Here is a 24,829-nt window from a genome sequence, read left to right as displayed (position 1 = left end):
GCTCAGACGGCGAACGCGCCGTCGAACACGATCCGGCCGTCGAACGCGAGCGTGCCGCGCGCGAAGATCAGGTCGAGGTGATGGCTGCCGTTCGCGCCGCCGCCGAGGCCGAGATGCAGGCCCGGATGGCGTTCCTCGAACCCGGCGTTGCGGCCGTACAGCCCGCGGATGCCCAGGTTCGTGCCGATGCCGAATTCCTCGATGCGCCGGTGATTGTCGTGCCGGTCGAGATACGACGCGAAGTCGCGCCGGAAGCCCGCGTCGTCGCTGTCGAAATCGACGATCAGGCTGTCTTCGACATGAAGCGTCGCGAGCCGCTCCGCCACCCGGTATTTGATCGCGAACGGCACGGTGCCGAGAAACGTGCCGCTGAACACGATCGAGCCGTGCAGGTCGGTGACGTGCGTCGCGATTTCGCCGGGCACGACGTCGAGATTGCCCATCCCGTCCACGCTCGTCCATTTCTGGTCCGGCGCGAGCGAGCCGGTCAGCGTGTTGCCGGCTTCGTCGATGAAGCGGATCTGCGACGCGCGCGCGGCCGCGTCGATCAGCCGGCCGTTGCGCGCGGCGATGTCGTCGAGCGATTCGGCGAACGCCTCGTCGAGATGCGGGCCGTAATCCTTGAACAGCACCGACTTGCTCCAGTGCTCGACGATCGCGGGGCGGATCGCGGCCAGGAACGGCGGCCCGCTCGGCGACGGCGTCGGCAGGCACGACGAGTCGTACAGCAGCACGAACAGGTCGGCGTGCGTGAGCGCGACGGTGATTTCCGCGGGCGGGGTGCTTTCGAGGCAGAGGGTGGTCGCGTCGAGCGAGTCGGGCAGGGCGGAAAACGCGCGCAATGCGGTGTCGCGGTTGCGGGTGTCGTAGCCGACCAGCAGTTGTCCCGTCTCGCCGCGTGCGAGTTTGTCGCGCAGCGCCGGATGAAAACCCAGCGCGCGATGCAGGTTCAGCATGCGTGTCTCCGGAAGCGGCGGAAGGGCCGCAGCCCTTCCGCGGGAACGGGCTGGCCGCTCAGACCGGCCAGAGCGCGGTGCCGAACGGCACCACGGCATCCTCCACCATCATGTCGACGGCCTCGGGGTGCGTGTCTTCCTGCATCCAGTCAAGCAATTCGATTTGCCGGGTTTCCTGCATGTCAATTCTCCTGTGGTAAACATGAGTGATTCAACATGAAAGCGCGGTAAAGGGATTACCGCCCTCATCCGGAATTTTTTTGAATACCGGGCGAGTGGCGTCGATATTAGTCTGACGATTTACCGAATGCAATGCGTTGCTATGTTTTTAGCCAAAGCATGCTAAACACGCGGGTTTGCTGCACATCGCGCGATCAATGCGAATGAATCGAATCTCGGTGGCGGCGATTTTTTATTGAATATCGGGGCATGAGCGATAAATCGATCAACATGATTTTTTAAATCCGAAGTCCAATTGCGCCGATCGTTTCGATTTTTATCATTCGCGAACGATGCCTGCGTCGCCGGATCGTTACCGGTTTCAACCCAGCAGCGCCTTGCCGAGCGGCTTGACGGGCTCGGACCGGAGCACCAGTGAAGTCGTGACCGCGCCGAAGCGGGCAATTGCGTCGACGATGGTCTCGAGCTGGCCGGGTGCAGGCAGCGCTCATCGGCCGGTCAAGTATCATCGGTCGATCGGCGCACCGGTCCGGCAGTCGGGACCGGCGCCTGCCACAACACGGAATCCGCAGCGACGCCGCCACGGCCAACGGTCGTCAAGCCGCGTCGGCGTTGCGGAACCCAGGCCCGAGGCCCTCAGGCCCGGCCTCGAACCACGATGGAGACACCGCGATGCGCGCAGCGCCGCAACCGGAGCATGCCGGCCGAGCACGGCCGGATGCCGGCGCCACCGAAGCCGACCGCATGGCCGCGTGGCGGCTCGCGATCCGCCTGTCGCTCGGCAGCGCGATCGCGCTCGGCCTCGCACGTTTCTCATATGCGCTGCTGTTGCCGCCGATGAAGGCCGATCTCGGCTGGACCTTCGCGCAGGCCGGCGCGCTGAACACCGCGAACGCGGCCGGCTACCTGATCGGCGCGCTCATTTTCCCGTTCCTGTCGCGGCGCTGGCGCACGGGCACGCTGCTGGCGGCCGGCTGCGCGCTGACCGCGCTGCTGATGGCCGCATGCGGGCTCACGTCCGGCATGAACGCGCTGCTCGTCGAGCGGCTCGCGACGGGCGTCGGCAGCGCGCTGATCTTCATCAGCGGCGGCGTGCTGGCCGCGCGGCTCGCGTCCGCATCGCCGCGCGATGCGGGGCTCCTGCTCGGGCTCTATTACGGCGGCACGGGATGGGGCGTCGTCGCGTCGTCGCTGCTCGTGCCGGCGACGCTCGTGCATCGCGCGCACGGCTGGCAACCCGCATGGTTCGCGCTCGCGTTCGCGTGCGTGCTGTTCTCCGCTGCAGCCGTGTCGGCGGCACGCCGCATCGAGCGCATGCATGCGGCACCGGCCGTGCGGCGCGACGGCACCGCGCCGGCCGCCACCGCGCACCCGGCGCGCTTCGCCCTCGCGCTCGCCGGCTACGGACTGTTCGGCGTCGGCTATATCGGCTACATGACGTTCATCGTCGCGCTGCTGCGCGGCGCGGGGATGAGCGGGACGGTCGTGTCCGCGTTCTACGTGACGCTCGGCGTGGCGACCGTCGTGTCGGCGCGGCTGTGGTCGGGGCTGCTCGACCGGATGCGCGGCGGCCAGGCGCTCGCCGTGCTCAACGCATTGCTCGGCGTCGCGACGCTGATGCCTGCGCTGTTCGTGCATCCGGCGGCCGCGTTCGCGTCGGGCGTGCTGTTCGGCGCGACGTTCCTGTCGGCGGTCGCGGCGACCACCGCGTTCGTGCGTCACAACCTGCCGCCGGAAGGCTGGGCGAAAGGCATCAGCGCGTTCACGACGGTGTTCGCGTTCGGGCAGATCGCGGGCCCCGTCGCGATCGGCTGGGTGTCGGACAGCGCGGGGCTCGCGCGCGGGCTCGTGTATTCGGCGCTGACGCTGTTCGCGGGTGCGGCGCTCGCGGCCGGACAGCGCGCGCTGCGGGCATCCGCCTAGAAGGGCACGTTCGCAAGCCCGTTGTTAGCGTGAACAGGCCCTAGCCGGCAGTCACGCGCCGGTCACCGCACGCAGGCCGTGCGCGACACACGATGAAACGCGCGGCTGAAGTAGATGAGGCTGTCGCCGTCGTGGCGCACGCGGATCGACGTCGCCTCGATGAACATCACCGAATGCGAGCCGACTTCCTTCATCTCGGCGATGGTCCCTTGCAGGCTCGCGAGCGCATCGCGCAGCACGGGCACGTCCTGCGCGCCGCGATCCCACACCGGCAGCTCGAAGCGGCGCTCCATCGGCAACTCGGTGAGTCCCGCGAAATGCCGCGCGAGCAGTTCGTGCTCGGCCGGCAGCACGTTGATGCACACGTGCCGATTGCGCTCGAAGATCGCGTGCATCGCGCTCGACCGGTTCAGGCACACGAGCAGCGTCGGCGGCGCATCGGTGACGGAACAGACGGCGCTCGCCGTGATTCCGCAACGGCCGTGCGGCCCCGCGGTGGTGATCACGTTGACGGCCGCGCCGAGGTGGGCCATCGCTTGCCGGAAGGCCTGTTGCGCGTCGCTGGGTTCGGCGCGCGCCGATTGCGGGGTGTCGGTCGTGGCGGACATGGGCGCTCCTGATTGGATGAGTGCGGCGATCGTGCATGGTATCGATGCGGCATCGGATCGTCGACGATGACCCAAGCGTACGTGACGAAAAAGCCGGCGAACATTCGCACGATTGATGCTGAAGCTGGCGTTCCCGCCAACGCGTCTAAAGGTTCTACCTAGATGCGCGGCGCGGCGCGCGAAAAAAACTGCGATCGGGCGTTCGCGCGGCATGTGAAGGGGTATTCAGCGCATTTTCGGCTCGTTATGATGTGCCGCATACCCCCGACGAACGACGCTTGCCTGATATGCGGCGCGTGCGATACCGATACCGATGTTTTGCGAGACACCCCGATGACGTCACCCGCTCCGATCGTATACATCGTCGACGACGACAGCGGCATGCGGACGTCGCTCGCCTGGTTGCTCGAATCGGTCGGCATCGCGTCCGAAGGATTCGCGAATGCCGCCGACTTTCTTGCGCGCTTCGACGTGAACCTGCCCGCGTGCCTGGTGCTCGACGTGCGGATGCCGGAGAAAAGCGGGTTCGACGTGCAGGCGGAGCTGAATGCGCGCGGCGCGACGCTGCCGGTGATCTTCGTCAGCGGGCACGGCGACATTCCGATGTCGGTGCGCGCGCTGCAGAACGGCGCGATCGACTTCGTCGAGAAGCCGTACAACTCGCAGCAGATGCTCGAGCGCGTGCAACGCGCGCTGCGGCTCGCGCAACAGCGGCACGCGGTCGACCGGCATCATCGCGAGCTGCGCCAGCGGCTCGATGCGCTGACCGCGCGCGAGAAGGAAGTCCTGCGCGGCGTCGTGGACGGCAAGGGCAGCAAGCAGATCGCGTCGGACCTGTCGATCAGCGTGAAGACCGTCGACGTGCATCGTGCGAGCATCAAGGAGAAGCTCGGCGCGACGTCGATCGCCGCGCTCGTGCGCGACGTGATGGTCGTGTGGGGCGGCGACGGGGAATCGTCACGCTAGCGTCGGGCTGCACGCGGACGGACTTGCGCACACACGCCGCGCCACACGAAGCACGCCAAGCATGCGACGTAGCCCACGCGCGCGCCACGTGCATCGAATACCCCACCCGCATCGCGCATCCCGCGCGGCACCGCACGGCTCCGCGCGCTCGATGCGTGCCACCGCTCAACGCATGTACAACCCGCCGTTGATGTCCCAGCACGCGCCGTTCGCGAAATGCGCGTCGCCCGACGCGAGCAGCACTGCCGCATCCGCGACGAAACCGGCCGAGCCGAGCTTGCCGCCCGGCAGGCTTGCAAGTACCTGACGCAGCTTTTCGGGTGCGACGCTCTCGTGGACGATCGGCAAGTCGAGCGGGCCCGGCGAGATCGCGTTGACGGTCACGCCCTGCGCGGCGAGATCGCGCGCGAATACCTTGGTCAGCGTCAGCGTGCCGCCTTTGGCTGCCGCATAGTGCGCGCCCGTCGCCGAGCCGCCGTTCTGCCCGGCGAGCGACGCGATGTTGACGATGCGGCCCGCGCCGCGCGTCGCGAAGTACTGGCCGAATACCTGGCAACCGAACAGCACGCTGCGCAGGTTCACGTCGATCACCTGATCGAACTGCTCGGCCGTGATCTCCATCGCGGGCACGACCTTCGACGCGCCGGCATTGTTGACGAGCACGTCGATCGTGCCCCAGCGCGCGACGAGCGCGTCGCGCGCGGCTTCGAAGTCGCGCTTCGACGTGACGTCGAGCGGCAGCGCGATCGCGCGTTCGCCGCTCGGGTCGAGTTCGCGCGCATGCGCTTGAATGGCGTCGGCGGCGATGTCGGCCAGCGCGACGCGATAGCCGGCCGTATGAAAGCGTTCGGCGATGACGGCGCCGAGCCCGCGCGCGGCGCCGGTGACGAGGACGACTCGGTCTGACATGGTGCGTGATTCCCTGGTTCGCGGGCGCGTGGCCGAAGCGGCGCCCGCATCGTGGTTCAGGCGGCGAGCGCCGCCTCGAAGTGCGCGGCGACGGCGCACACGTGTTCGTCCGCGCCCTTGCGTCCGACGATCTGCAAGCCGGCCTTGAGTGGCGTTCCCGGGAGCGGCAGCGGCAGGCTGAGCGCCGGGTGACCGCTCAGGTTGAACGGCCGGATCAGCGACGACATCGCAATCACCGACACGCCGTCGCGTGCCTGCCGAAGCGTGATCGGCAACGCGGGCAGCGTCGGCAGCACCAGCACGTCCGCATGTTCGAGCGCGGCATCGACCTGCGCGGTGAAGCGCGCGCGCACGGCTTCGGCTTCCGCGAGTGCGGCCGGTGTCGTCGTCGCGGCCGTGCGCAGCCGCGCATCGAGATCCGCGCCGAGCTTGCCGATTGCGACGAGATGACCGAATGCACGCGACGTTTCCGCGTTGATGACGGCGAGCCCCGCCGCGAACGCGGCAGGCAGCTCGTCGAGCACGGCTTCGCGCACGCGCAGGCCGGACGCGCACACCGCCGCGTCGAGCGCGGCGACGATGGCCGCGTCGGCATCGACGATCACGCGCGCGATCGTGCAGCCGGCCACGGCCGCTGCCGCACGCGCGCGGTCGAAGCCCGGTGCGATGGCGGCCATCACGGCCGCGAGCGTATCGACGTCGCGCGCGAACGGCCCGACGCAATCGAGCGTGGTGTCGGCGGGTGCGACGCCGCGCCGCGACACGCGGCCGAACGTCGGCTTGAGCCCTGCCACGCCGCAGCAGGCGGCCGGCCCGCGAATCGAGCCGCCGGTATCGGTGCCGAGCGCGGCGTCGACCAGGCCGAGCCCGACGAGCGACGCCGAGCCGCTCGACGAGCCGCCCGGAATGCGCGCCGGGTCCTGCGGATTGACCGGCGTGCCGGTGTAGTCGTTGATGCCGGTCATGCCGAACGCGAGCTCGTGCATGTTCGCCTTGCCGGCGATTTGCCAGCCGGCGTCGAGCAGCAGGCGGACCACGTCCGCGTGCCGCGCGGCGGGCGGCGCGTCGGCGAGCGCGCGGCTGGCCGCGCGGGTCGGATGGCCGGCGATGTCGATCGTGTCCTTGATCGCGATCGTCGGGCCCGGGCCGCCCAGCGTGAAGGTGTCGATGAAGCCTGTCATGGTGCGATGGCGTGCGTCGGAGTGAAAAGGTTCAGGCGCGCGGCGCGGCGGCGAGCGGCCACGGGCCGTCGAGCACGCGCTCGGTGCGGAAATGGCGGATCAGCCAGGCGCCGCCATCGGCTGGTGCGAAGTCGATGGTCAGCCGCGCGGCGATCAGCTCGGCCGTGCCGTCCACCTGGCGCGACGCCTGCAGCATGATCCAGCGGCCGCGCGCGGTCGCGAGATCGGCGCCGACGTCGATCGACTCCGACGTCAGGAAGTGCAGGTTCGCCACGAAATGCGGCTCCGGCGGCAGATAGCGGCGCAGCATCGCGACGATCGCGTCCGTGCCGTCGAGGCGGCCGAACTTGCGCGCGTACTGCGGGCCGATGCCTTCCCACACCGCATCGGCCGTGAACAGCGCGGCGAGCGCCGGGCCGTCGCCGGCATCCTCGGGCACGTCGCACAGCGCCATGTAGCGCGTGATCGTCGCGCGCACCGCGCGTTCGGCGTCGAGCATCGCCACGCGCCGTTCAAGGACTTCGAGCACATCGAGCAATTCGCGTGCATCGATCGAGCGGGCCGAATCGGAGCCGGTCATCGCGCGCCTCACGACGCGGGGCGCGCGGCCGGCGGCACGGTCAGCGCGCGGCCGACCCGCGCCTCGATCTTGCCGTAGCGCCACAGGTTGTATTCGCCAACGGGCGTCGTGCGATACAGGTTGCAGACCGCGACCGTCGTGTCGAAGTCGGCGACGTCGGCCATGATGTAGAACGTCCACGGCGCGCCATCGGCCTGGCCGACGACGAGGCGGTCGTCATCCATCACGCCGAGCACGCGCACGCCGGGCATCGCCTCGACGGCGGCGAGCATCGCGCCGTACGCTTGCCACACTTCGCCGATCTTCTCGCGCGGCAGGTCGAAGAAGTTTTGCGACACGCCGCAGCAGAACAGCACGCGCAGCGGCAGCGGATTCGAATCGGACATGTGATGTTCTCCTGAAGAATGCGTTGAATGGCGTCGCGGCGAAGCGACGCGGATTACAGATAGCCGGGAAACGGCGTGACGCCGGTGAACACCGCGCCCGCGCCGTCGAAGTTGCCTTCGCCGAGAAACGCGTGCTGCGTGACGACCATCGCGTCGCGCAGCAGGCGTTGCAGCGGATGCGTGCGATAGATCGCGGCCGTGCCGCCGAGGCGATACGCGCGCTCGACGACGCTCGCGCCTTCGCGGGCGATGTGCGTGGCGGCGAGCCTCAGCAGGCTGACCTGCTCGGGCGTCACGGGGTTTCCCGCGAGGATCGATTGCCAGACCGAGTCGGTCGCGTCGTAGAAGAACGCGCGCGCCGAGCGCAACTGCGCCTCGGCCTTCGCGAGCTCGATGCGGAAATACGCGCGATCGGCGAGGCGCGGCGCGCCGGTGGTCGTCTGGCGGCCGCCCGACATCCGGTTCGCGACGTCGAGCGCCGCGCGGGCCAGCCCGAGGTTGACCACGGCGAGTACCTGCGCCGCATACGCGACGGTCGGATAGCGGTACAGCGGCTCGTCGACGGTCGCGTCGCCACCGCGCACGAAGGTCCACGCTTCGGGCACGAAGCGATCGCCGACGCGCAGATCGTGGCTGCCGGTGCCCTGCATGCCGACCACGCTCCAGTTCTCGACGATCTCGACGTCGGCGGCACGGAACACGGCCGTGCGCGGCTTGTTCGGCGCGGCGTCCTGCGCGCCGGGCACGGCGATGCCGACGCCGAGCCAGTCGGCGCCCTTGCAGCCGCTCGCGAACTTCCACGTGCCGTTCACGCGCCAGCCGCCGGGAGCCGCCTGCGCCGGCTGCACCGGGAACAGCCCGCCCGCGAACACCTGGTCGGGGCCGCTCGCGTACAGCTCGGCCTGCGTGGCGAGCGGCAGCGCGGCGAGATAGACGTTGGCCGAGCCGAAGCTCGCGACCCACGCGGCCGACCCGTCGGCGGTCGCGATCCGCTCGATCATGTCGAGGAACGCGCCCGGCGCGAGCGCGTCGCCGCCAAAGCGGCGCGGCGTGCCCGCGCGATAGATGCCGGCTTCCTTGAACAGCGCGATCACGTCGCGCGGCACGTGCGACAGGCGGTCGAATTCGTCGCGGCGTGCGGCGACGGTCTCGATCACGGCGTCGAGCGGCGACACCCGCGCGGCCGCTTCACGGACCGCGTGCGGCGAGGGGGGCGCGGCGTCGATGGCGGCGTTGGGCATGGCGGTCTCCTGGGGATGGGGTTCGGTTGCGGGGGCAAGACGATGCATGGGCTAGGGTCTGTTTACATATGGAACGCGCATGCGTTGCCACGAGAACGGCCGCTCGCGAGGCGCGCGACGCCGCGAATACTGACGTATTCGCAAGGAGCGCAACGCGGCGAGCGGCCGTTCTCGTGGCAACCCCAAATTAAAAAATTCATGTCACGGGAATGCCCGAAATCGCCCGTATGGCGGCGTCGCTCGTCGCTTGTTTGGCTCGGCCAAACGGCGCTCCTCACTTCTTGCCATACGCCCCGAAGGAAGTCCCCTTGGGGGACGAGCGATTTCGGGCATTCGCATGTGCGTTCCATATGTAAACAGACCCTAGTCTAGAAACGTCGAAAACCCGCAGCAATTGGTGCGTAGGGCCGCGTGACTGGTGTCGCTCCGTGCCGGACTAAAGAAATCTTCAGATGCGGGCCGCGCGCGCCGGTGCTATGTTGGACATCCGGCCGCGCGACGCCGCGCGCCTTCATCCGAATCCGATCATGAGTTTTCCCGACGAAGACGACTTCCACCGGCTGCTCGACGCATTGACCACCTGCGTGCTGCTGCACGACGCGCAGACCCGGGCGATCGTGTGGGCGAACCGCGCCGCGTGCATCGCGCTCGGTTTTTCCGTCGAGGAGCTGCTGCCGCTGAAGGCGCAGGACATGACGCGTCCCGAACCGAAATACCGTCGCGAAATTGCCGTGAGCGCGTGGGATCGCGCGCTCGTCGACGGCCCGCAGGTGTACGAGTGGTGCTACCGGTCGCGCACGGGCGTCGACATGCTGTCGGAGGCGACCGCCACCTACGTGCCGCTGCGCGGGCGCGACGTCGTGATGGTGCAGTTCCGCGACATCAGCGCGGAAGAGGCGGTGCGCCAGCAACTGCGCCGCTACGAGGCGCGGCTGCGCGAGTTCATGCAGGATCTCGACGAAGGAATCGCGGTCGTGACGCCGCACGGCCGCGTGCAGTTCATCAGCGAGTCGGGCCGGCGCGTGCTCGGGCTCGCGCCGGACGAAGCCCTCGGCGAGGTGCTCGACTACTGCGGCGCGGCCGACCGCGACCGGCTCGTCGCGCAGTTGCGCGATGCGCCGTGCGCGTGTCCGTCCGAGCCGCAGCGCTACCGGATCGTGCGGCGCGACGGATCGACGTGCTGGCTGCGCATCCTGTGCCGGCAGGTCGAGATCGAAGGCGATCTCGACGGGCTGCTCGTGCAGTTTCGCGACGTGAGCGACGAAGTCGCGATCGAGGACGCACGGCGTGCGGAGGCGCGCATGCTCGAATATGCGGGCCGCTACAACGCGATGGGCGAGATGGCCAGCGTGATCGCGCACGAGTTGAGCCAGCCGCTCGCGGCCGTGCGCAACTTCATCGAGGGTGCGGTGCGGCGGCTGAACGCGCGCGGCGCCGTCGACGATGCGATCTGGGGGCTGCGCAGCGCGGACCGGCAGGCCGAGCATGCGGCGCTGATCATCAAGAGCGTGCGCGAGTTCATCGTGAAGCGCGAACCCGTCGTCGCGCTCGCCGACCTGCGCGAAATTCTCGCCGACGTCGCGTATTTCATCGAGCTGCGTGCGAAGGAGGCGGGCGTGACGGTCGCGATCGTGCAGGCCGATGCGCCGCTGCCGATCCGCTGCGAGCGCGTGCTGATCGGGCAGGTGGTGCTTAACCTCGCGTTCAACGCGATCGAGGCGTTCGCCGGCTGCGAGCGCACGCCGTGCACGCCGCGCACGCTGACGCTCGGCACCGCGAACGTCGGCGGGCAGGCGGAACTGCGCGCGATCGACAACGGCCCTGGGGTCGCGGAAGGCGCGCACGACCGGCTGTTCGACGGCTTCTCGTCGTCGAAGGCCGGCGGCAACGGGATCGGGCTGTCGCTGTGCAAGAGCATCGTCACGCGCCACGGCGGGCGCATCGGCGCGATCCCCGCCGAAGGCGGCGGGCTCGACTGCCGCGTGACGCTGCCGCTGGCCGACACGCAGGCGTAGCCGGCGCGTTGCTGCACGTGCTTCACGTGATTCATGTGCGCCACGGCATGACTGCGACGCGCGGCACACGATCAGCGCCCCAGCGCTCGCGCGGTCTGGCCGCCGATCCCGAAGTCGGTGTTCGGGATGTCCTTGATGATCACGCGCGTCGCGTGCAACGGCGCATCGAGCACGTTCGCGCCGGCGTCCGACAGCGCGGCGATCAGCGCGCGTTTCTGTTCGTCGGTGCGCCCGGCGATCAGCATCGCGACGATCACCGGCAGCGACGGCGGCGCGCCGTCGGCGGCCGTGCGCCCGCCGAGGCCGATATGGGTCGCGGGCAATTCGGTGAGCAGCACGCGCACCGATTCGATCGGCGCGCCGATCGCGTCGACGGTCGCGCCGGACAGCCGCGCGATCAGCTCGGCCTTGCATGCATCGTCATGACCGGCCGGCAGGAAAACTTCGAGTGTGGGCATGATGGTCCGCAAAGGTGAAGGTTGCCGGCTCACCTTTGCACTGGCGGCGGTGAACCGGCCCCGGCTTACAGCAGGAAGCCGATCGCGCTGAGCGCTTCGGTGGAGTCGATCAGGCGCACGACCTTCTCGGCGATGCGCATGTCGCCTTCGGCATCGACGTGCAGCTTGTGCGTGACGTCGGCCGCGAACAGCGTCGCGACGCCGCGCTTGTACGCGACGACGACCTGCGCGGATTTCAGCTCGACGATGCCGGCGCTGCTGCTTTCCAGCGTGAAGCGCGACACGGTGCGCACCGTGCGCGCCGCGTCGCTTGCCGACGCCGAGTAACCGGACAGCATCCGCTGCACGCGCTTCTCGCACATGTCCTGGTCGTCGAACACGTAGTTCAGCGTCGCTGCGAAATCGGTGGCGTCGGGATCGATCGGCACCACGTAGTGGCCGGCGGGATCCCACAGGTCGAGCCACGCGCGATAGTCGCGGCGGTCGAGCATCTCGGCTTCGCGCCACACGAATTCGACCGCGCGGGCGAAGGTCTGCTGCGAGAAAAGGGCGTTGCGGTCGTCCATCATGCTTGCTCCATCATCTTGCGCCATTGCTGGTAGGCCTCGCGCATGCCGGTTTCGTCGGTCGCATGCGCGGTCTTTTCGCCGTTCGCGGCGGTCGTCTCGCGGTTCAGCCCGCGGTTCACGAGGATCGGCACGTCGGGGCCCGCATGCGCGCCGCGCTGCACGCGCTCCCACGCTTCCGCGTCGTCGGGGCTGCCGAAGCCGAACGGGCCCTGAAAGTGCTCGTGGATACGCAGCCGCTCGCGGTTCGCTTCGTCGGGGCCGCCGTCCATCGCGAGCGCGACGTGGCGGATCTCGGTTTCGTTCGCGGAGATCGGCCGCAGCACGCGGAAGAACGCCATCGACAGCGCGAGGTTCGGGAACAGGTTCAGGTTGAAGCCGACGCCCAGCAGCGAGCGCACGATGCGGCGTACTTCGTCCGGCGCGTGGCGCTCGGCGAGTGTCGCCGCGAGCGGCGCGAAGCGCTCGGGCAGCGGCGCGCCGTCGTCTTCGTCGAGGTCGATCAGCTCGGGCATCAGCACCGCGAGGCTGTGGCCGTTGCCGAGCGCGCGACAGAACGCGTGCTCGCTCGTCATGAAGCTCGTGATCGCGGCGGCCGTCTCGTCGTCGATCGACTTCATCCACGACTTGTGCACGACCGGGAAGTGATAAAGGTCCGTCGTGTTCTCGAGCTGGATCTTCCAGTTGCCCTTGAATTTGAACTTGTGCTCGCCGTTCGCCTTGATCGGGTAGCCCGCGCCCTGCTTCATGAACAGGTCGATCCACGGCTTCGCGCCGCCGAGAAAATCGTCGAGCGGTTCGATGTCGTCGTTGAAGCTCGCGAAGATCAGCCCTTGATATACGCCGACGCGCAGCTTCACCAGCGGCAGGTCGCCTTTCTCGCACACGCCTTCGTAGCCGTCGCCGTACGGCAGCGCGCGCAGCGTGCCGTCGAGCGCGTACGACCAGCTGTGATACGGGCACGTGAAGCCCTTCGCGTTGCCCTTGTGCGATTCGCACACGGTCGCGCCGCGATGGCGGCAGCGGTTCTGCAGCACGTTGACCTCGCCGGTCTTGTCGCGCACGACGATCACCGGCTGGCGGCCGATCGTCGTCGTGACGAAGTCGCCCGGGTTCGGCAATTCGCTGTCGTGCGCGACCCAGATCCAGGTGCGGTAGAAGATGCGGTCGAGCTCGGCCTCGAACAGCGCGGGGTCGTGATACATCGCGGGCGCGATGCGGTCGGGCTGCGCGAAGCCGTGCAACGCGCGGGTGTCGATCGTCTGATAGGGAATGTCGCTCATCGTCGTCGTGGGGAAAGAGTCGCGAAGTCGGGCCGCGCTGTGCGCAGCGTCGGGAGACCAGTCTCGACTTCTGCTGCATATCCGTCAAATTGATCTAAAATTGCCGATCAAATAAATACGGCAAATGATGGAGGTCACGATGACATCGGTCGATCATCTCGATCTGAACCTGTTGCGGGTATTCCAGGCGATCGTCGAGGAGCGCAGCCTGACCAAGGCCGGCGAGCGGCTCGCGCTGTCGCAGCCGGCCGTCAGCTATTCGCTCGGGCGGTTGCGCACGCTGTTCGACGATCCGCTGTTCGTGCGCACACGCGCCGGGATGCAGCCGACGCCGGTCGCGCTCGAACTCGCGGGGATCGTCGGCAAGGCGCTCGACATGGTGCGCGTCGCGCTGCGCTATGCGGAGCGTTTCGATCCGGCGTCGAGCACGCGCACGTTCAGGCTGTCGCTGTCGGACGCGGGCGAGATGGCGTACCTGCCGGCGATCTGCCAGGCGCTGCGCGAGCGCGCGCCGCGCGTGACGCTGAGCGTGCAGCCGCTGCCGGTGGAGGAGATCGAGGAGGCGCTGCGCGCGAGCCGGCTGGACTTCGCGATCGGCAACCTGCCGGAGCTGATGCCGCGCACGCGCCATCAGGTGCTGTTCGAGGAAACCTACGTGTGCATGACGGGCCGCCGGCGCGGGCTGCCGGCCGGCGCGGCGCTGAGCCTCGAGCAATTCGTGCGCGCCGCGCATGTCAACGTGAAATCGGTCGAGCACAGCCACCACGCGCTCGACGACGCATTGCGCGCGCAGGGCGTGGGCCGCAACATCGCGCTGGAAGTGCCGCACTTCGTTGCGCTGCCGAGCGTGCTGTCGGTCACCGATCTCTATGCGACACTGCCGACGCGGCTCGCGCAGATCCTGAACCGCGGCAACGCGTTCCGGCTGTACGACCTGCCGGTGACGCTGCCGCCCGCGCCGGTCACGATGCACTGGCACGAGCACTTTCACGAGGACGAGGGAATCGCGTGGATGCGCGCGCTGCTCGCCGAGATCGTCGAGCATTTCGACGAAGCGTGAGCGCGTGAGCGCGGGCCGTCGCGACGCACTCGCGAATCGCCGCATCAGCGCATCAGCGCATCAGCGCATCCGAGATCGACGCGCGGGCCGACGCGATGCATCCGCGCATCGTCGCGTTATCGCATCAGAGATCGAGGACGAGCACCGCCGAGCGCGCACGCGACACGCAGCAGCAGATCACCGTGTTGCTCGCACGCTCGGCCTTGCTGAGGCAGTGGTCGCGATGATCGGGCTCGCCGTCGAGCACCGGCACCATGCAGGTGCCGCACACGCCTTCGCCGCATGACGTATCGACCTCGATGCCGATGCGCGCGAGCGCGTCGACGATCGACGTGTCGGGCGCGACGCGCACCGATTGCCCGCTGCGCTGCAGCCGTACTTCGAAACCTTGCGCCGGCGCGGCATCCGTGGCGGCATCGGCCGCGGCCGGTTCCGCCGCGAAGCGTTCGAGATGAATCGCGTCCTCGGGAATCCTCATTGACGCCGCCGCGACGACCGCATCCATGAACGGGCCGGGGCCGCACGTGTACACATGGGCGTGCGCATCGATCGCTTCGACGCAGCGGCCAAGCTCGGCCGCCAGCGCGTCGGGCTCGATTCCATAGTGGAACGTCACGTGCGCGGCGAACGGGGCGGCCGACAGTTCGTCGACGAAGGCCGCGTGTTCACGGCTGCGCGCGAAGTAGTGCAACCGGTAGCGTGCGCCGCGCTGCTCGAGTGCATACGCCATCGACAGCAGCGGTGTGATGCCGATCCCGGCCGCGATCAGCACATGTTCGCTCGCGTCGTCCGTCAGACGAAACAGGTTGCGCGGCGCGCCGATCGACAGCTCGGCGCCGACGCACACGTCGTCGTGCAGCGAGCGCGAGCCGCCGCGCGAGCGCGCTTCCTTCTTCACCGCGAACAGATAGCTGCCGCGCTCGTCGGGGCGGCCGCACAGCGAATATTGCCGCGTGACGCCGGACGGCGCGGTGACGTCGATATGGGCGCCCGGCTCGTACGCGTCGAACGGCTGACCGTCGACGCGCGAGACCCGGAAACAGCGGATGTCCTGCGCCGCGTCGATCAGCGCATCGATCCGGACCTGGTGGCGGTTCGCTTGCATGGGTGTTCCGTGGGGTAGAGGAAAGCGGAGGAAAGCGGCGCGGCAGAGCTCCGCGCCGTCATGCAATCGAGAATAGGGATGGGCATTGCATAAATCAAATCGATTAAAAACCGATGCATGAATAAGCGAGATGGATAATGGTGGGCGTGCCGCTTGTCGCCGGTCAGCGTTGCGGCGATCGCGCGGCCGGTGCGCCGACCACGCGATCGGTGAACCGCGCGACTTCAGCGAGCGGCAATGGCGTTGCCGCCGTCGACGGCCGCGTCAGCCGAAGCCGATGCCGCCGCATGGCCGCGCTCGCGCTCGAGACTGCGGCGGTACTGCCGGCATCCGGCCGCCAGCAGCAGCGCGGCGAGCGTGGCGGCGACGACGTTGACGATCGACATCGAATGGCCGACCGCCGCCGGCGCGCCGAACACGCGATCGGTGAACAGCGCGACGACGGTCGTGCCGATGCCGAGCGCGATCAGGTTCGACACGAGCAGGAATAGCGCGGAGATCTGCGCGCGCATCTGGTTCGGTGCGAGCGTCTGCATCGCGGCGGTCGAGGTCGGCATCGGGAACGACGCGAAGAACATCGCGACGACGAGCATCGCGAGCGACGCCGGCAGGCTGTCGAGCTGCGTGAACAGCGTCGCGGGAATCACCATGCACGCGGCGCCGATCGCGCCGGCGCGCATCGGCGCATCGCTGCGTCCGCGGCGCAGCAGCCAGTCGTTGAGCCAGCCGCCGCAGAACACGCCGGCCGTGTTCGCGACCAGCAGCACGATGCCGAGCGTGTAGCCGGCTTCGACGGCCGTCATCCCGAAGCGGCGGATATAGAACGCGGGCGTCCAGCTGAGCAGGCAGTACAGCGTCATCGCATAGAACGAGAAGCCGAGGTAGTGGCACGTGAAGGTCGCGCGATGCGTGCCGACGAAGCGCAGCGAATCGCGCATCGACACGCGCCGCACGGCGCCCGAGCGATCCTGCGCGAGCCCCTTGCGCTGCGGGTCGCGCACGGTCGCGGCGAACAGCAGCGCGACGAAGATCCCCGGCAGCCCGACGATCAGGAACGTGACCTGCCACGCATGCACCTGCCCGACGAGCGGCAGCGTGAACGCGCTCGCGTGCTTGAGCAGCGCGATCACGTAGCCGCCGATCAGGAACGCGACGCCGCCGCCGATGAACGAGCCGAGCGAATACACGGCGATCGCGCGGCCGAGCTTCTCCTTCGGGAAGTAGTCGGCGAGCATCGAATACGCGCCGGGCGACAGCGCGGCCTCGCCGACGCCGACACCCATGCGCGCGACGAACATCTGCACGAACTGCTGGCTGAGCCCGCACGCGGCGGTCGCCACGCTCCACAGCGCGATGCCGAGCGCGATGATGCGCGGGCGCGCGTAGCGGTCGGCGAGATACGCGACGGGCAACCCCATCACTGCGTAGAACAGCGAGAACGCGAAGCCGTTGAGCAGGCTGAACTGCGTGTCGGTCAGGTGCAGGTCGCGCTTGATCGGTTCGATCATCAGGACGAGCACCTGGCGGTCGACGAACGAAAAGACGTACGCGAGCATGCAGATGACGACGACATACCATTCGTACGTATAGCGCTTGCCGTCGGCAGCGCGGGCCGTGGGTGCGGACATGCGGATTCTCCAGGAGCGGGCGGTGGAAAGGCGCGGCGCCGGCCTCGCGGGCCGGGCGCCGTCGCGGCGCGAAAGCGTGCGGGTGACACGTGTCGGAGACGCAGCGTAGTCGGCCAAATTCGGCCGCCATAGCCGGAGTGACAGCCGCGCCACACGGACCTTTACCGACCCGGATAAAGAAAACACCGAGGCCGTGCGCGCGGGGCGGCGCGCAGCGCGCGTGCGGCGGGGGCCTGCGCACATCATGCGGCGCATCTATAAGCGTTATAGAGTGGATTGCGTCGACGTCCGAAATTGTCGTTCCTAGACTCGGCCCGGTTTTGATCGGCAGCGTTCGCACGAGCTTGCGAACGCGCTTCACATCGAGCGGCGCGACGCCGACAGGCGCCGCAATGACTACGGGACGACGAACATGAACCATCCGAACGGGCGGGCCGACCGGCTTGCCGTACCGCGTGCCACGCTGGCTGCCGCGCTCCTGGCGTGCGCATCGCTGCCGGCGCTCGCGCAATCGAGCGTGACGCTCTACGGCCGCATCGACACCGCGATCGAATACGCGAACGCCGGGCCGAACCACGTGACGCGCATGGGCAGCGGCAACCTGTGGGCGTCGCAGTGGGGGTTGAAGGGCGTCGAGGATCTCGGCGGCGGCTACGCGGCGATCTTCAAGCTCGAGGACGGCTTCAACTCCGCGAGCGGCGCGCTGTCGAACAGCAGCGCGCTGTTCGGCCGCGAGGCGTGGGTCGGCATCACCGGGCCGTTCGGCGGTGTGCAGTTCGGCGAGCTCTACACGATCCTGCACACCACGCTCGTCACGTACAGCCTGCCCGGTCTCGGCGCGGGCCTGGCGTGGGGCAACGCGACGAACAACTTCGTCGGGCCCGCGTTCCTGCGCGTGCGCAACTCGATGCGCTACACGTCGCCGCGCTACGCCGGCTTCCTGCTCCGCGCGATGGCCGCGCGTGGCGCCAACGGCGCGGCCGGCCAGCCGGCGACGCGCGGCGATACGTACGGCGCGGGCGTCAGCTACGCGCGCGGCGGGTTGTCGATCGACGTCGACTACATGCAGCAGAAGTTCAGCCCGGTCGCCGCATCCGCGCTCGGCGCAACCAGCACGGCCGCGAACGGCAACTACACGCTCGGCGCGATCTCGTACGACTTCAGCGTCGTGAAGATCGCCGCGCTGTATATGCGCCATCGCGGCGGCCCCGACGTCGCGGCCGCGATCGACAGCCAGAGTGCGTATCCGCACAGCGACACGATGGAACTGAGCGCGACGGTGCCGATCGGACGCGCGTCGCTGCTGCTGAGCATCGGCCACTACCGGAAGGTCGCGGACAGCGACGGCAACGCCGATTCGTACGGCATCCGCTTCGACTATCCGCTGTCGAAGCGCACGGTGCTGTACACGGGCGCGGCGATGGTGCGCAACGGCGCGCATGCGCGCTTCGTCGTGAATGGCGCGGCGGGCGGCGGCGTCGCGGTCGCGAAACCCGGCGCGACCGCCAGCTCGATCGTCGCGGGCATCCTCACGTCGTTCTGAGCGCCGAGGGTTGCCCCTGGCCGCCTGCGCCGCTACGCGCAGGCGGGCGGGTGCGGCGCGAGCCATGCGTCGAACGGCGGCTGCCGGCCGATATCGAACAACTCCAGCAGCAGCGCACGCAGCCAGCGATGGCCCGGGTCCGCATCGAAGCGCCGGTGCCAGTACGCGTTGACGGCCCATTCGCCGGCTCCGGCGATTTCGTACAGCGTGCACGGCTGACGCGCGGCGAACGTGATCGCGACGGTCTCCGGCAGGATCAGCGCGTAATCGCCGTGTTCGAGCAGCGCCGGCACCACCATGAAGTCGGGCAGCGCCGCCCGCACGCGCGGCATCAGTCCGTGCCGCTCGAGCAATTGCATCGACTGCGGATGCGCGGTTACGGCGACGAAGCGCAGCGTGTCCGGCGCGTCGCCGTCGAGCACGAAATCGTCGGGCAGTGCGACGCGCCGCGCGGTGCGGCGCGGCATCAGCAACACGCAGCGCTCGTGCAGGAGCGCCGCGCGCTGGAAATGGCTCGACGCGTCCGCGAAATGCCCGAGCGCGAAATCGATGCGGCCCGATTCGAGTGCGACGTTGAGCTGGCATTCGTCGACGTGCAGCGTCTCGATCACCGCGCCCGGTGCGCGCCGGTCGAATGCCGCGAGCAGCGTCGGCAGGAATGCGCTCGCCGCGAAATCGCTCATGTGCAGCCGGAACACGCGCTGCGTGCTGTCCGGCGTGAACCGCGAGCCTTCGTCGAGCACGTCCTGCAGGATCGCGAGCGCCTTGTCGACCGATATCGCGAGCCGCTGCGCGCGCGGCGTCGGCTCGACGCCGGTGCCGGTGCGCACGAACAGCGCGTCGCGGAACATCAGCCGCAAGCGGCCGAGCGCGTAGCTGACCGACGGCTGCGTGACGCCGAGCCGCAGCGCCGCGCGGCCGACGTGCCGCTCCTCGTACACCGCGCGAAACGTCTTCAACAAGTTGAGATCGAGATCCTGCACGCGCAACCCGTCGGGCGAGTCGCCGTCGTGCGGTGAAGGTTCGGCGCGGGCCGAGGCCGGCGGCCGGCCGGTGGCGGAGTGCGTCATGGTGCTTGCCTCGCGGTGACGGAAGGCGCGTGGCCGTAACGCCGCGCATAGGCCTTCGCGAAATGGCCGAAGCCATGAATGCCGTGCGCGATCAGCACGTCGGTCACGCTGCGCGCACCGCCGCGTCGCAGCGCGGCGTGCACCGCGGCCAGCCGGCGCTCGCGTACGTAGGCGGCCGGCGTGGTGTTCAGGAACGCGCGGAACGCATGCTGCAGCGTGCGCGGCGCGACGCCCGCGACGGCCGCCAGGGTGGCGAGTGCGAGCGGTTCGTCCAGATGCGCGTCGACGTGGTCGCATGCGCGGCGCACGTGCGCCGGCAGCGGCGGCGTGCCGCGCGCCAGCGCGGCGCTGTAAGAATGCGGCAGGTGCGTGAGCAGCAGCGACATCAGCCACGCGGTGAGATCGGCGCCGAACGTCGTCGCCGACGCGCCGATGCCCGGCTGCGCGCCGAGCCGGCACAGGTACTCGAAGGTCGGCGGCACGAGCGCGGCGCCCGCGCCGTTGCCGCCGGCGGCGAGATCGAAGTGCAGCGGCCGCGTGAGCGTCGCGTGCAGCATGTCCTGCAGCTTGCGCTCGAGTGCGCCGCGCTCGAGCCGCAGCACCAGGTTGCGGCAATCCGGGCTCGTGCTCAGGCGGCTCGCGAGCGCCGGCGACGACACGGTCAGCTCGCCCGGGCCCGCACGCGCGACCCGCTGGCCGGCCCGCAGCTCGCAGGCGCCCGACAGCGTCAGCCGGAACAGGAAATGATCGGCATCGTCGCCGAAATCGATGCGCGTTTCGCGGCCGTAGCAGAGCTCGAGCAGCGCGCCATGATGCAGCGGCACCTCGTACAGCTCCGCATGAAACGGCTCACGGCCGTGCGCGGCCATCCGGTGCGGCCCGAGCCGGTGCGCGACCGCGCGTTCGACTTCGTCGGGCGCATGCAGCGTGCCGAGCCGGTTCGGCGCATGTCGGGAGAGGGCGATGTCCATGCGGGGGCCTCGTGTCGGATGCGTGGGCGCGGCGTCATGCGCGTCGCCGCGATTGCGTTGCGCGAATGGGCCTGCCGTTGCGCGTTTTGAAGCGACGCGCTGCGCGCCGCCGCGTAGTCTCGGCAACACTCACTCACCGGGAGACGACGATGAAGGTATGTGTACTGGGCGGCGGCCACGGCTGCCATGCGGCCGCGATCGACCTGTTCGAGAAGGGCCACGACGTGACGTGGTGGCGGCGCGACCGCGAACCGCACGCGCGGCTGCGCGAACTCGGCGCGTTGCACGTGACCGACTATCGTGGCGAGCGCGCGGTGCCGCTCGGCGATACACCCGGCGCGATCCGGCTGACCGACGATCTCGCGGCCGCGCTGCGCGGCGCGCGGCTCGTCGTGGTGCCGCTGCCGGCCGTGTCGCACGACGCGCTGGCCGCGCAGGTCGCGCCGCTGCTCGAGGACGGCCAGGTCGTGTTCCTGCCGCCCGGCACGTTCGGCAGCTTCGTGTTCGCGCGCGCGGCGGCCGATGCCGGCAACCGTGCGCGCGTCGCGTACGCCGAGACGGGCACGCTGCCGTACCTGGTGCGCAAGCACGGCGACAACGCGGTCGTGATCAGCGCGTATGCGACGCGCCTGCCGACCGGCGTGTTTCCCGCGAATGCGGCCGGCTGGGCGTTCGACGTGCTGCGCGCCGGCTATCCGTCGGTCGAGCCGGTCGAGGACGCGCTGTCCGGCGCGCTGATGAACGCGGGCCCGGTGATCCATCCGCCGCTGATCCTGATGAACGCCGGGCCGCTCGAACACTTCGACGCGTGGGACATCCACAACGAGGGCACGCAACCGTCGATCCGCCGCGTGACGAACGCGCTCGACGCCGAACGCATCGCCGTGCGCGAGGCGCTCGGCTACCGCGCGCCGCATTTCCCGCTCGCGGACCACTACGCGACCGACGGCGACGAATGGATGTACGGGCGCGGCGCGCACGGCAAGCTGACCGACAGCGGCGACTGGCGCGAGAAGATCGATTTGTGCACGCATCGCTACATGCTCGAGGACACCCGGCTCGGGCTGTCCTTCATCGTGTCGTGCGGGCGCTGGGCCAACGTGCCGACGCCCGTTGCGCAGGGGCTGCTGAGCGTCGCGTCGGCCGTCACTGGCCGCGACCTGTATGCGCAAGGGCGCACGCTCGACGGTTTCGGTCTCGCCGCGCTGTCGCGCGACGCGCTGCGCGCGCTGCTCGATGCGGGGTACGCCGCATGACGGCCGCGCTCGACGTGACGCGCGTGCACGTGCTCGGCGCGGGACGCATGGGGCAGGGGATCGCGCTCGTGTTCGCATTCGCGGGCCTCGACGTGACGCTGATTGACTTCAAGCCGCGCGACGCGCAAGGATGGCGCGCATTTGAGGAACGCACGCGCGGCGAGATCCTGCGGCCGTTGCATGCGCAGGTCGCGCTCGGCCGCATCGACGGCGCGCAGGCCGAGGCCATCGTCGCGCGCATCGCGCTGGTCCCGCACGACGGCGCGGCGCACGCGGTGCGCGACGCCGGCATCGTGTTCGAAGCGCTGCCGGAAGTGCTCGACGCGAAGGCCGACGCGCTGCGCTGGCTCGGCGAACATGTCGATGCGCGTGCAACCATCGCATCGACGACGTCGACGTTCGTCGTTACCGAATTGCAGCGCCATGTCGCGCACCCGGAGCGGATGCTGAACGCGCACTGGCTGAACCCGGCGCTGCTGATGCCGCTCGTGGAGATCAGCCGAAGCGACGCGACGGATCAATCGGTGGTCGATGCGCTCGCCGCGCTGCTCGAGCGCGTCGGCAAGAAGCCGGTGATCTGCGGGCCGGCGCCCGGCTACATCGTGCCGCGCATCCAGGCGCTCGCGATGAACGAAGCCGCGCGGATGGTCGAGGAGGGCGTCGCGAGCGCCGCGGACATCGACACGGCGATCCGCACCGGCTTCGGCCCGCGCTTCGCGGTGCTCGGGCTGCTCGAGTTCATCGACTGGGGCGGCTGCGACATCCTGTACTACGCGTCGACGTACCTCGCCGGCGAGATCGGCCCACGCTTCGCGCCGGCCGCGAGCGTCGTGCGCAACATGGAGGCCGGGCGCGACGGCGTGCGGACGGGCACCGGGTTCCACGACTATGCGCAGGTCGATGTGCCGGCGTACATGCAGCAACGGCTCGGCGAGTTCGCGCGGCTGCTCGACCACCTCGGGCTTGCGCCGGCGTTCGACAGCGCGCGGCGCAGCCGGGACGCGTAGCCTGGACGTTGCGGCTGCGTGCGCTTGCGGTGCCGCGCAAGCGCGCACGTGGCGCCGTGAACCGGTGCGCCAATCGCCCACCGGCAACGCGGGTGCGGCGGCCGGCGCGGGCCGCGCGCTCATGCCGTGTCGCCGCGCGTGCCGGCCGCCGGTACGGCGCGCGTCTCGCGCATCACGCACAGCGTCGCGACGGTCACGAGGCCGAGTGCAATGAGGAACAGCGACACGGGCCAGGACGCGTGATAGCGCGCGAGCAGCGCGGTCGCGATCAGCGGCGACATCCCGCCGGCGAAGATCGACGCGACTTCATGGCCGAGCGCGACGCCCGAGTAGCGCACCTCGGTGCTGAACAGCTCGCCGACCAGCGCCGGCAGCGTGCCGATCATCGCGCCGTGGCTCACCGCCGTGCCGATCGTCAGCGCGAGCCACACGAGCGGCGTCGCGCGCGTGTCGAGCAGCCAGAAGAACGGAAATGCGCAGGCGACGAGGCTCAGCGCGCCGATCAGGTACACGGGCTTGCGGCCGATCCGGTCGGACAGGCGGCCCCACGCGAGCATAGCCCCCATTTCGACGATCATCGCGATCATCACGCCGGTCAGCATCACGCCGTTCGGGATGCCGACATATTTGCCGTAGACGAGCGAGAACGCGAGGAAGATGTACGCGCCGCCGTTTTCGGCGACGCGCAGCCCCATCGCGAGCAGGATTTCCTTCGGATGGCGGCGGATGCACTCGACGATCGGCAAATGGGTGTGCGCGCCGCGCTTGCCGGCCTGCTCGTAGTCGCGGCTTTCCGGCAGGTGGCGGCGGATATAGATGCCGATCGCGAAGATCGCGATGCTCGCGAGGAACGGCAGCCGCCAGCCCCAGGTGCGAAACGCGTCGTCCGGCAGCGCCTGCGCGGCGAGGAACGCGGCCGACGACAGCACGAAGCCGCCGCCCACACCGAGCTGGCTCCACGCCGCGTAGTAGCCGCGCTGCTCGGGCGGCGCGTTCTCGCTGATCATCAGCACGCCGCCGCCCCATTCGCCGCCGGACGCGACGCCCTGCAGCAGCCGCAGCACGACGAGCGCCGCGGGCGCCCACAGCCCGACCTGCGCGTAGGTCGGCAGCAGGCCGATCGCGAACGTCGACGCGCCCATGATCAGCAGCGTCCACACGAGCGACGCCTTGCGCCCGTAGCGGTCGCCGACATGGCCGAACACGATCCCGCCGAGCGGCCGCGCGACGAAGCCGAGCGCGAACGCCGCGAACGCGGCGAGACTGCCCGCGAGCGGCGACGCGCCGGGCGGAAAGAACACGTGGCCGAACACGAGCGCGGCGGCCGTGCCGTAGACGAAAAAGTCATACCATTCCATCGCGTTGCCGGCGACGGAGGCGATGACGATCCGGCGAAGTTGCCGGTCGGCGAGCGGCCGGGCGGCGCTCGGGGATTGCACGGTGTCGGTCGGGTACATGGCGGACTCTGAAGGGGGACGAACGCGTGCCGTCTCTGGAGAACGCATGCGGCACTGCGGGCTAGTGTTGTCGGCCCCGCCGCCCCGGTCAAATCCACAAAAAAAGGGGAGTGTCATCACTCCCGCAAATGATGGTCGGACGGCGCGCGGGGGCTGTCAACGACGAAAGATACCGCCGCAACGTTCGCGATCTGTGTTCTTCATGCTCTGTCGGCCCAATATGCAACCCGGCATCGGGCGAAAAGTCGATACCATGCACACGTGTTTGTGGAGCACGGTCTTGCGAGTCAACAACGGAGACAACGCAAAAAAGTTCGTACGCGTACGGCCGGCGGTGCAGTCTGCACGATGGACCGTTGATCAGTTTGCCCTCAGCAGATGGGAAAAACTAACCGCGTGCAATGAACTTGCGCCGAAACAGATGCGGAGTCTACGAGCAGTTCAGAAAAGTTGAGACAGGCTTTGCAACCAGCATCAGAA

Annotated in this window: 23 protein-coding genes; 7 read left to right on the top strand and 16 right to left on the bottom strand. The window is 69.1% G+C overall.

What is annotated here, in order from left to right:
- Positions 1-2: 2 nt before the first annotated feature.
- Together SB786_RS04095 and SB786_RS04090 are read right to left on the bottom strand one after the other, a co-directional pair.
- Positions 3-956: a leucyl aminopeptidase gene (locus tag SB786_RS04095; RefSeq protein ID WP_410726314.1), complete on the bottom strand. Its 954-nt coding sequence runs from the start codon at positions 954-956 to the stop codon at positions 3-5.
- Positions 957-1,014: 58 nt separating this feature from the next.
- The gene (locus SB786_RS04090; protein WP_006752127.1) at positions 1,015-1,137 is read right to left on the bottom strand and encodes a hypothetical protein; all 123 of its coding nucleotides are present in this window, start codon (positions 1,135-1,137) and stop codon (positions 1,015-1,017) included.
- 671 nt (positions 1,138-1,808) lie between these two features.
- On the opposite strand from SB786_RS04090, the gene SB786_RS04085 reads away from it, so the two are divergent.
- Positions 1,809-3,059, top strand: a complete 1,251-nt coding sequence (locus SB786_RS04085; RefSeq protein ID WP_410726313.1) for a YbfB/YjiJ family MFS transporter — start codon at positions 1,809-1,811, stop codon at positions 3,057-3,059.
- A gap of 62 nt (positions 3,060-3,121) precedes the next feature.
- On the opposite strand, the gene hpaC is transcribed toward SB786_RS04085, so the two are convergent.
- A complete protein-coding gene (hpaC, locus tag SB786_RS04080; protein WP_410726312.1) occupies positions 3,122-3,667 on the bottom strand; it encodes a 4-hydroxyphenylacetate 3-monooxygenase, reductase component in 546 nt (181 codons plus the stop codon).
- A gap of 333 nt (positions 3,668-4,000) precedes the next feature.
- Between hpaC and SB786_RS04075 the strand changes: the two genes are divergently transcribed.
- Positions 4,001-4,633 carry a response regulator transcription factor gene (locus SB786_RS04075; protein ID WP_410726311.1) on the top strand — a complete coding sequence of 211 codons (633 nt, stop codon included), beginning with the start codon at positions 4,001-4,003 and terminating at the stop codon, positions 4,631-4,633.
- Positions 4,634-4,798: 165 nt separating this feature from the next.
- Here SB786_RS04075 and SB786_RS04070 read toward each other — a convergent pair whose 3' ends face one another.
- The 5 genes from SB786_RS04070 to SB786_RS04050 are packed head-to-tail and all read right to left on the bottom strand — an operon-like array spanning position 4,799 to position 8,930.
- Positions 4,799-5,542 (bottom strand): SDR family NAD(P)-dependent oxidoreductase, encoded by a 744-nt coding sequence (locus SB786_RS04070; protein ID WP_410726310.1) that lies wholly within the window; start codon positions 5,540-5,542, stop codon positions 4,799-4,801.
- Positions 5,543-5,598: 56 nt separating this feature from the next.
- Complete coding sequence (locus SB786_RS04065; protein WP_410726309.1) at positions 5,599-6,723, bottom strand: amidase; 1,125 nt, start codon at positions 6,721-6,723, stop codon at positions 5,599-5,601.
- A gap of 31 nt (positions 6,724-6,754) precedes the next feature.
- Positions 6,755-7,303, bottom strand: a complete 549-nt coding sequence (locus SB786_RS04060; protein ID WP_410726308.1) for a nuclear transport factor 2 family protein — start codon at positions 7,301-7,303, stop codon at positions 6,755-6,757.
- A gap of 8 nt (positions 7,304-7,311) precedes the next feature.
- Positions 7,312-7,689: a hypothetical protein gene (locus SB786_RS04055; RefSeq protein ID WP_011660268.1), complete on the bottom strand. Its 378-nt coding sequence runs from the start codon at positions 7,687-7,689 to the stop codon at positions 7,312-7,314.
- Between the two features lie 53 nt (positions 7,690-7,742).
- Positions 7,743-8,930: an acyl-CoA dehydrogenase family protein gene (locus SB786_RS04050; RefSeq protein ID WP_410726307.1), complete on the bottom strand. Its 1,188-nt coding sequence runs from the start codon at positions 8,928-8,930 to the stop codon at positions 7,743-7,745.
- A gap of 452 nt (positions 8,931-9,382) precedes the next feature.
- Here SB786_RS04050 and SB786_RS04045 point away from each other — a divergent pair, with 452 nt between their 5' ends.
- Entirely contained in the window at positions 9,383-10,945 is a 1,563-nt protein-coding gene (locus SB786_RS04045; RefSeq protein ID WP_410726306.1) for an ATP-binding protein, read from the top strand.
- Positions 10,946-11,016: 71 nt separating this feature from the next.
- On the opposite strand, the gene SB786_RS04040 is transcribed toward SB786_RS04045, so the two are convergent.
- From SB786_RS04040 to SB786_RS04030, 3 genes are all read right to left on the bottom strand, one after another.
- The gene (locus SB786_RS04040; RefSeq protein WP_410726305.1) at positions 11,017-11,403 is read right to left on the bottom strand and encodes a tautomerase family protein; all 387 of its coding nucleotides are present in this window, start codon (positions 11,401-11,403) and stop codon (positions 11,017-11,019) included.
- Positions 11,404-11,468: 65 nt separating this feature from the next.
- On the bottom strand, positions 11,469-11,972 hold the full coding sequence (locus SB786_RS04035) for an aromatic-ring-hydroxylating dioxygenase subunit beta (RefSeq protein ID WP_410726304.1): 504 nt from the start codon (positions 11,970-11,972) through the stop codon (positions 11,469-11,471).
- Entirely contained in the window at positions 11,969-13,252 is a 1,284-nt protein-coding gene (locus tag SB786_RS04030) for an aromatic ring-hydroxylating oxygenase subunit alpha (RefSeq protein ID WP_410726303.1), read from the bottom strand. The genes SB786_RS04035 and SB786_RS04030 overlap by 4 nt, the downstream gene beginning before the upstream one ends.
- Positions 13,253-13,391: 139 nt before the next feature.
- Between SB786_RS04030 and SB786_RS04025 the strand changes: the two genes are divergently transcribed.
- On the top strand, positions 13,392-14,312 hold the full coding sequence (locus tag SB786_RS04025; protein ID WP_006759008.1) for a LysR family transcriptional regulator: 921 nt from the start codon (positions 13,392-13,394) through the stop codon (positions 14,310-14,312).
- A gap of 124 nt (positions 14,313-14,436) precedes the next feature.
- Here SB786_RS04025 and SB786_RS04020 read toward each other — a convergent pair whose 3' ends face one another.
- Positions 14,437-15,417, bottom strand: coding sequence for a PDR/VanB family oxidoreductase (locus SB786_RS04020; RefSeq protein WP_410726302.1), 981 nt, complete (start codon positions 15,415-15,417; stop codon positions 14,437-14,439).
- A 224-nt stretch (positions 15,418-15,641) separates the two neighbouring features.
- Entirely contained in the window at positions 15,642-17,045 is a 1,404-nt protein-coding gene (locus SB786_RS04015) for a spinster family MFS transporter (RefSeq protein WP_410726301.1), read from the bottom strand.
- 412 nt (positions 17,046-17,457) lie between these two features.
- Here SB786_RS04015 and SB786_RS04010 point away from each other — a divergent pair, with 412 nt between their 5' ends.
- A complete protein-coding gene (locus SB786_RS04010) occupies positions 17,458-18,588 on the top strand; it encodes a porin (RefSeq protein ID WP_410726300.1) in 1,131 nt (376 codons plus the stop codon).
- Between the two features lie 32 nt (positions 18,589-18,620).
- Here the strand turns inward: SB786_RS04010 and SB786_RS04005 are convergent, their stop codons facing one another.
- Together SB786_RS04005 and SB786_RS04000 are read right to left on the bottom strand one after the other, a co-directional pair.
- Positions 18,621-19,658 (bottom strand): LysR substrate-binding domain-containing protein, encoded by a 1,038-nt coding sequence (locus tag SB786_RS04005; RefSeq protein WP_006759012.1) that lies wholly within the window; start codon positions 19,656-19,658, stop codon positions 18,621-18,623.
- Positions 19,655-20,629, bottom strand: a complete 975-nt coding sequence (locus SB786_RS04000) for an AraC family transcriptional regulator (protein WP_410726299.1) — start codon at positions 20,627-20,629, stop codon at positions 19,655-19,657. The genes SB786_RS04005 and SB786_RS04000 overlap by 4 nt, the downstream gene beginning before the upstream one ends.
- Before the next feature lie 149 nt (positions 20,630-20,778).
- Between SB786_RS04000 and SB786_RS03995 the strand changes: the two genes are divergently transcribed.
- A complete protein-coding gene (locus tag SB786_RS03995) occupies positions 20,779-21,885 on the top strand; it encodes an NAD/NADP octopine/nopaline dehydrogenase family protein (protein ID WP_410726298.1) in 1,107 nt (368 codons plus the stop codon).
- Complete coding sequence (locus tag SB786_RS03990; RefSeq protein WP_410726297.1) at positions 21,882-22,892, top strand: 3-hydroxybutyryl-CoA dehydrogenase; 1,011 nt, start codon at positions 21,882-21,884, stop codon at positions 22,890-22,892. The genes SB786_RS03995 and SB786_RS03990 overlap by 4 nt, the downstream gene beginning before the upstream one ends.
- Before the next feature lie 119 nt (positions 22,893-23,011).
- Here SB786_RS03990 and SB786_RS03985 read toward each other — a convergent pair whose 3' ends face one another.
- Positions 23,012-24,349, bottom strand: coding sequence for an MFS transporter (locus SB786_RS03985; RefSeq protein WP_410726296.1), 1,338 nt, complete (start codon positions 24,347-24,349; stop codon positions 23,012-23,014).
- Positions 24,350-24,829 lie beyond the last annotated feature (480 nt).

The organism is Burkholderia sp. SIMBA_062, assembly GCF_046534765.1.
Lineage (GTDB): Bacteria > Pseudomonadota > Gammaproteobacteria > Burkholderiales > Burkholderiaceae > Burkholderia > Burkholderia ambifaria.
Note: the sequence above shows the minus strand (reverse complement) of the source record. Positions and strands in the feature narration are given on the sequence as shown.

Excerpts from the sequence above, each read along its gene's own strand:
- SB786_RS03995 (WP_410726298.1), top strand. The coding sequence starts at position 20,779 with ATGAAGGTATGTGTACTGGGCGGCGGCCACGGCTGCCATGCGGCCGCG.
- SB786_RS04030 (WP_410726303.1), bottom strand. The coding sequence starts at position 13,252 with ATGAGCGACATTCCCTATCAGACGATCGACACCCGCGCGTTGCACGGC.
- SB786_RS04050 (WP_410726307.1), bottom strand. The coding sequence starts at position 8,930 with ATGCCCAACGCCGCCATCGACGCCGCGCCCCCCTCGCCGCACGCGGTC.
- SB786_RS04025 (WP_006759008.1), top strand. The coding sequence starts at position 13,392 with ATGACATCGGTCGATCATCTCGATCTGAACCTGTTGCGGGTATTCCAG.
- SB786_RS04055 (WP_011660268.1), bottom strand. The coding sequence starts at position 7,689 with ATGTCCGATTCGAATCCGCTGCCGCTGCGCGTGCTGTTCTGCTGCGGC.
- SB786_RS04010 (WP_410726300.1), top strand. The coding sequence starts at position 17,458 with ATGAACCATCCGAACGGGCGGGCCGACCGGCTTGCCGTACCGCGTGCC.
- hpaC (WP_410726312.1), bottom strand. The coding sequence starts at position 3,667 with ATGTCCGCCACGACCGACACCCCGCAATCGGCGCGCGCCGAACCCAGC.
- SB786_RS04070 (WP_410726310.1), bottom strand. The coding sequence starts at position 5,542 with ATGTCAGACCGAGTCGTCCTCGTCACCGGCGCCGCGCGCGGGCTCGGC.
- SB786_RS04000 (WP_410726299.1), bottom strand. The coding sequence starts at position 20,629 with ATGGACATCGCCCTCTCCCGACATGCGCCGAACCGGCTCGGCACGCTG.
- SB786_RS04090 (WP_006752127.1), bottom strand. The coding sequence starts at position 1,137 with ATGCAGGAAACCCGGCAAATCGAATTGCTTGACTGGATGCAGGAAGAC.
- SB786_RS04075 (WP_410726311.1), top strand. The coding sequence starts at position 4,001 with ATGACGTCACCCGCTCCGATCGTATACATCGTCGACGACGACAGCGGC.
- SB786_RS03990 (WP_410726297.1), top strand. The coding sequence starts at position 21,882 with ATGACGGCCGCGCTCGACGTGACGCGCGTGCACGTGCTCGGCGCGGGA.
- SB786_RS03985 (WP_410726296.1), bottom strand. The coding sequence starts at position 24,349 with ATGTACCCGACCGACACCGTGCAATCCCCGAGCGCCGCCCGGCCGCTC.
- SB786_RS04005 (WP_006759012.1), bottom strand. The coding sequence starts at position 19,658 with ATGACGCACTCCGCCACCGGCCGGCCGCCGGCCTCGGCCCGCGCCGAA.
- SB786_RS04015 (WP_410726301.1), bottom strand. The coding sequence starts at position 17,045 with ATGTCCGCACCCACGGCCCGCGCTGCCGACGGCAAGCGCTATACGTAC.
- SB786_RS04020 (WP_410726302.1), bottom strand. The coding sequence starts at position 15,417 with ATGCAAGCGAACCGCCACCAGGTCCGGATCGATGCGCTGATCGACGCG.
- SB786_RS04035 (WP_410726304.1), bottom strand. The coding sequence starts at position 11,972 with ATGATGGACGACCGCAACGCCCTTTTCTCGCAGCAGACCTTCGCCCGC.
- SB786_RS04040 (WP_410726305.1), bottom strand. The coding sequence starts at position 11,403 with ATGCCCACACTCGAAGTTTTCCTGCCGGCCGGTCATGACGATGCATGC.
- SB786_RS04065 (WP_410726309.1), bottom strand. The coding sequence starts at position 6,723 with ATGACAGGCTTCATCGACACCTTCACGCTGGGCGGCCCGGGCCCGACG.
- SB786_RS04060 (WP_410726308.1), bottom strand. The coding sequence starts at position 7,303 with ATGACCGGCTCCGATTCGGCCCGCTCGATCGATGCACGCGAATTGCTC.
- SB786_RS04095 (WP_410726314.1), bottom strand. The coding sequence starts at position 956 with ATGCTGAACCTGCATCGCGCGCTGGGTTTTCATCCGGCGCTGCGCGAC.
- SB786_RS04045 (WP_410726306.1), top strand. The coding sequence starts at position 9,383 with ATGCGGGCCGCGCGCGCCGGTGCTATGTTGGACATCCGGCCGCGCGAC.
- SB786_RS04085 (WP_410726313.1), top strand. The coding sequence starts at position 1,809 with ATGCGCGCAGCGCCGCAACCGGAGCATGCCGGCCGAGCACGGCCGGAT.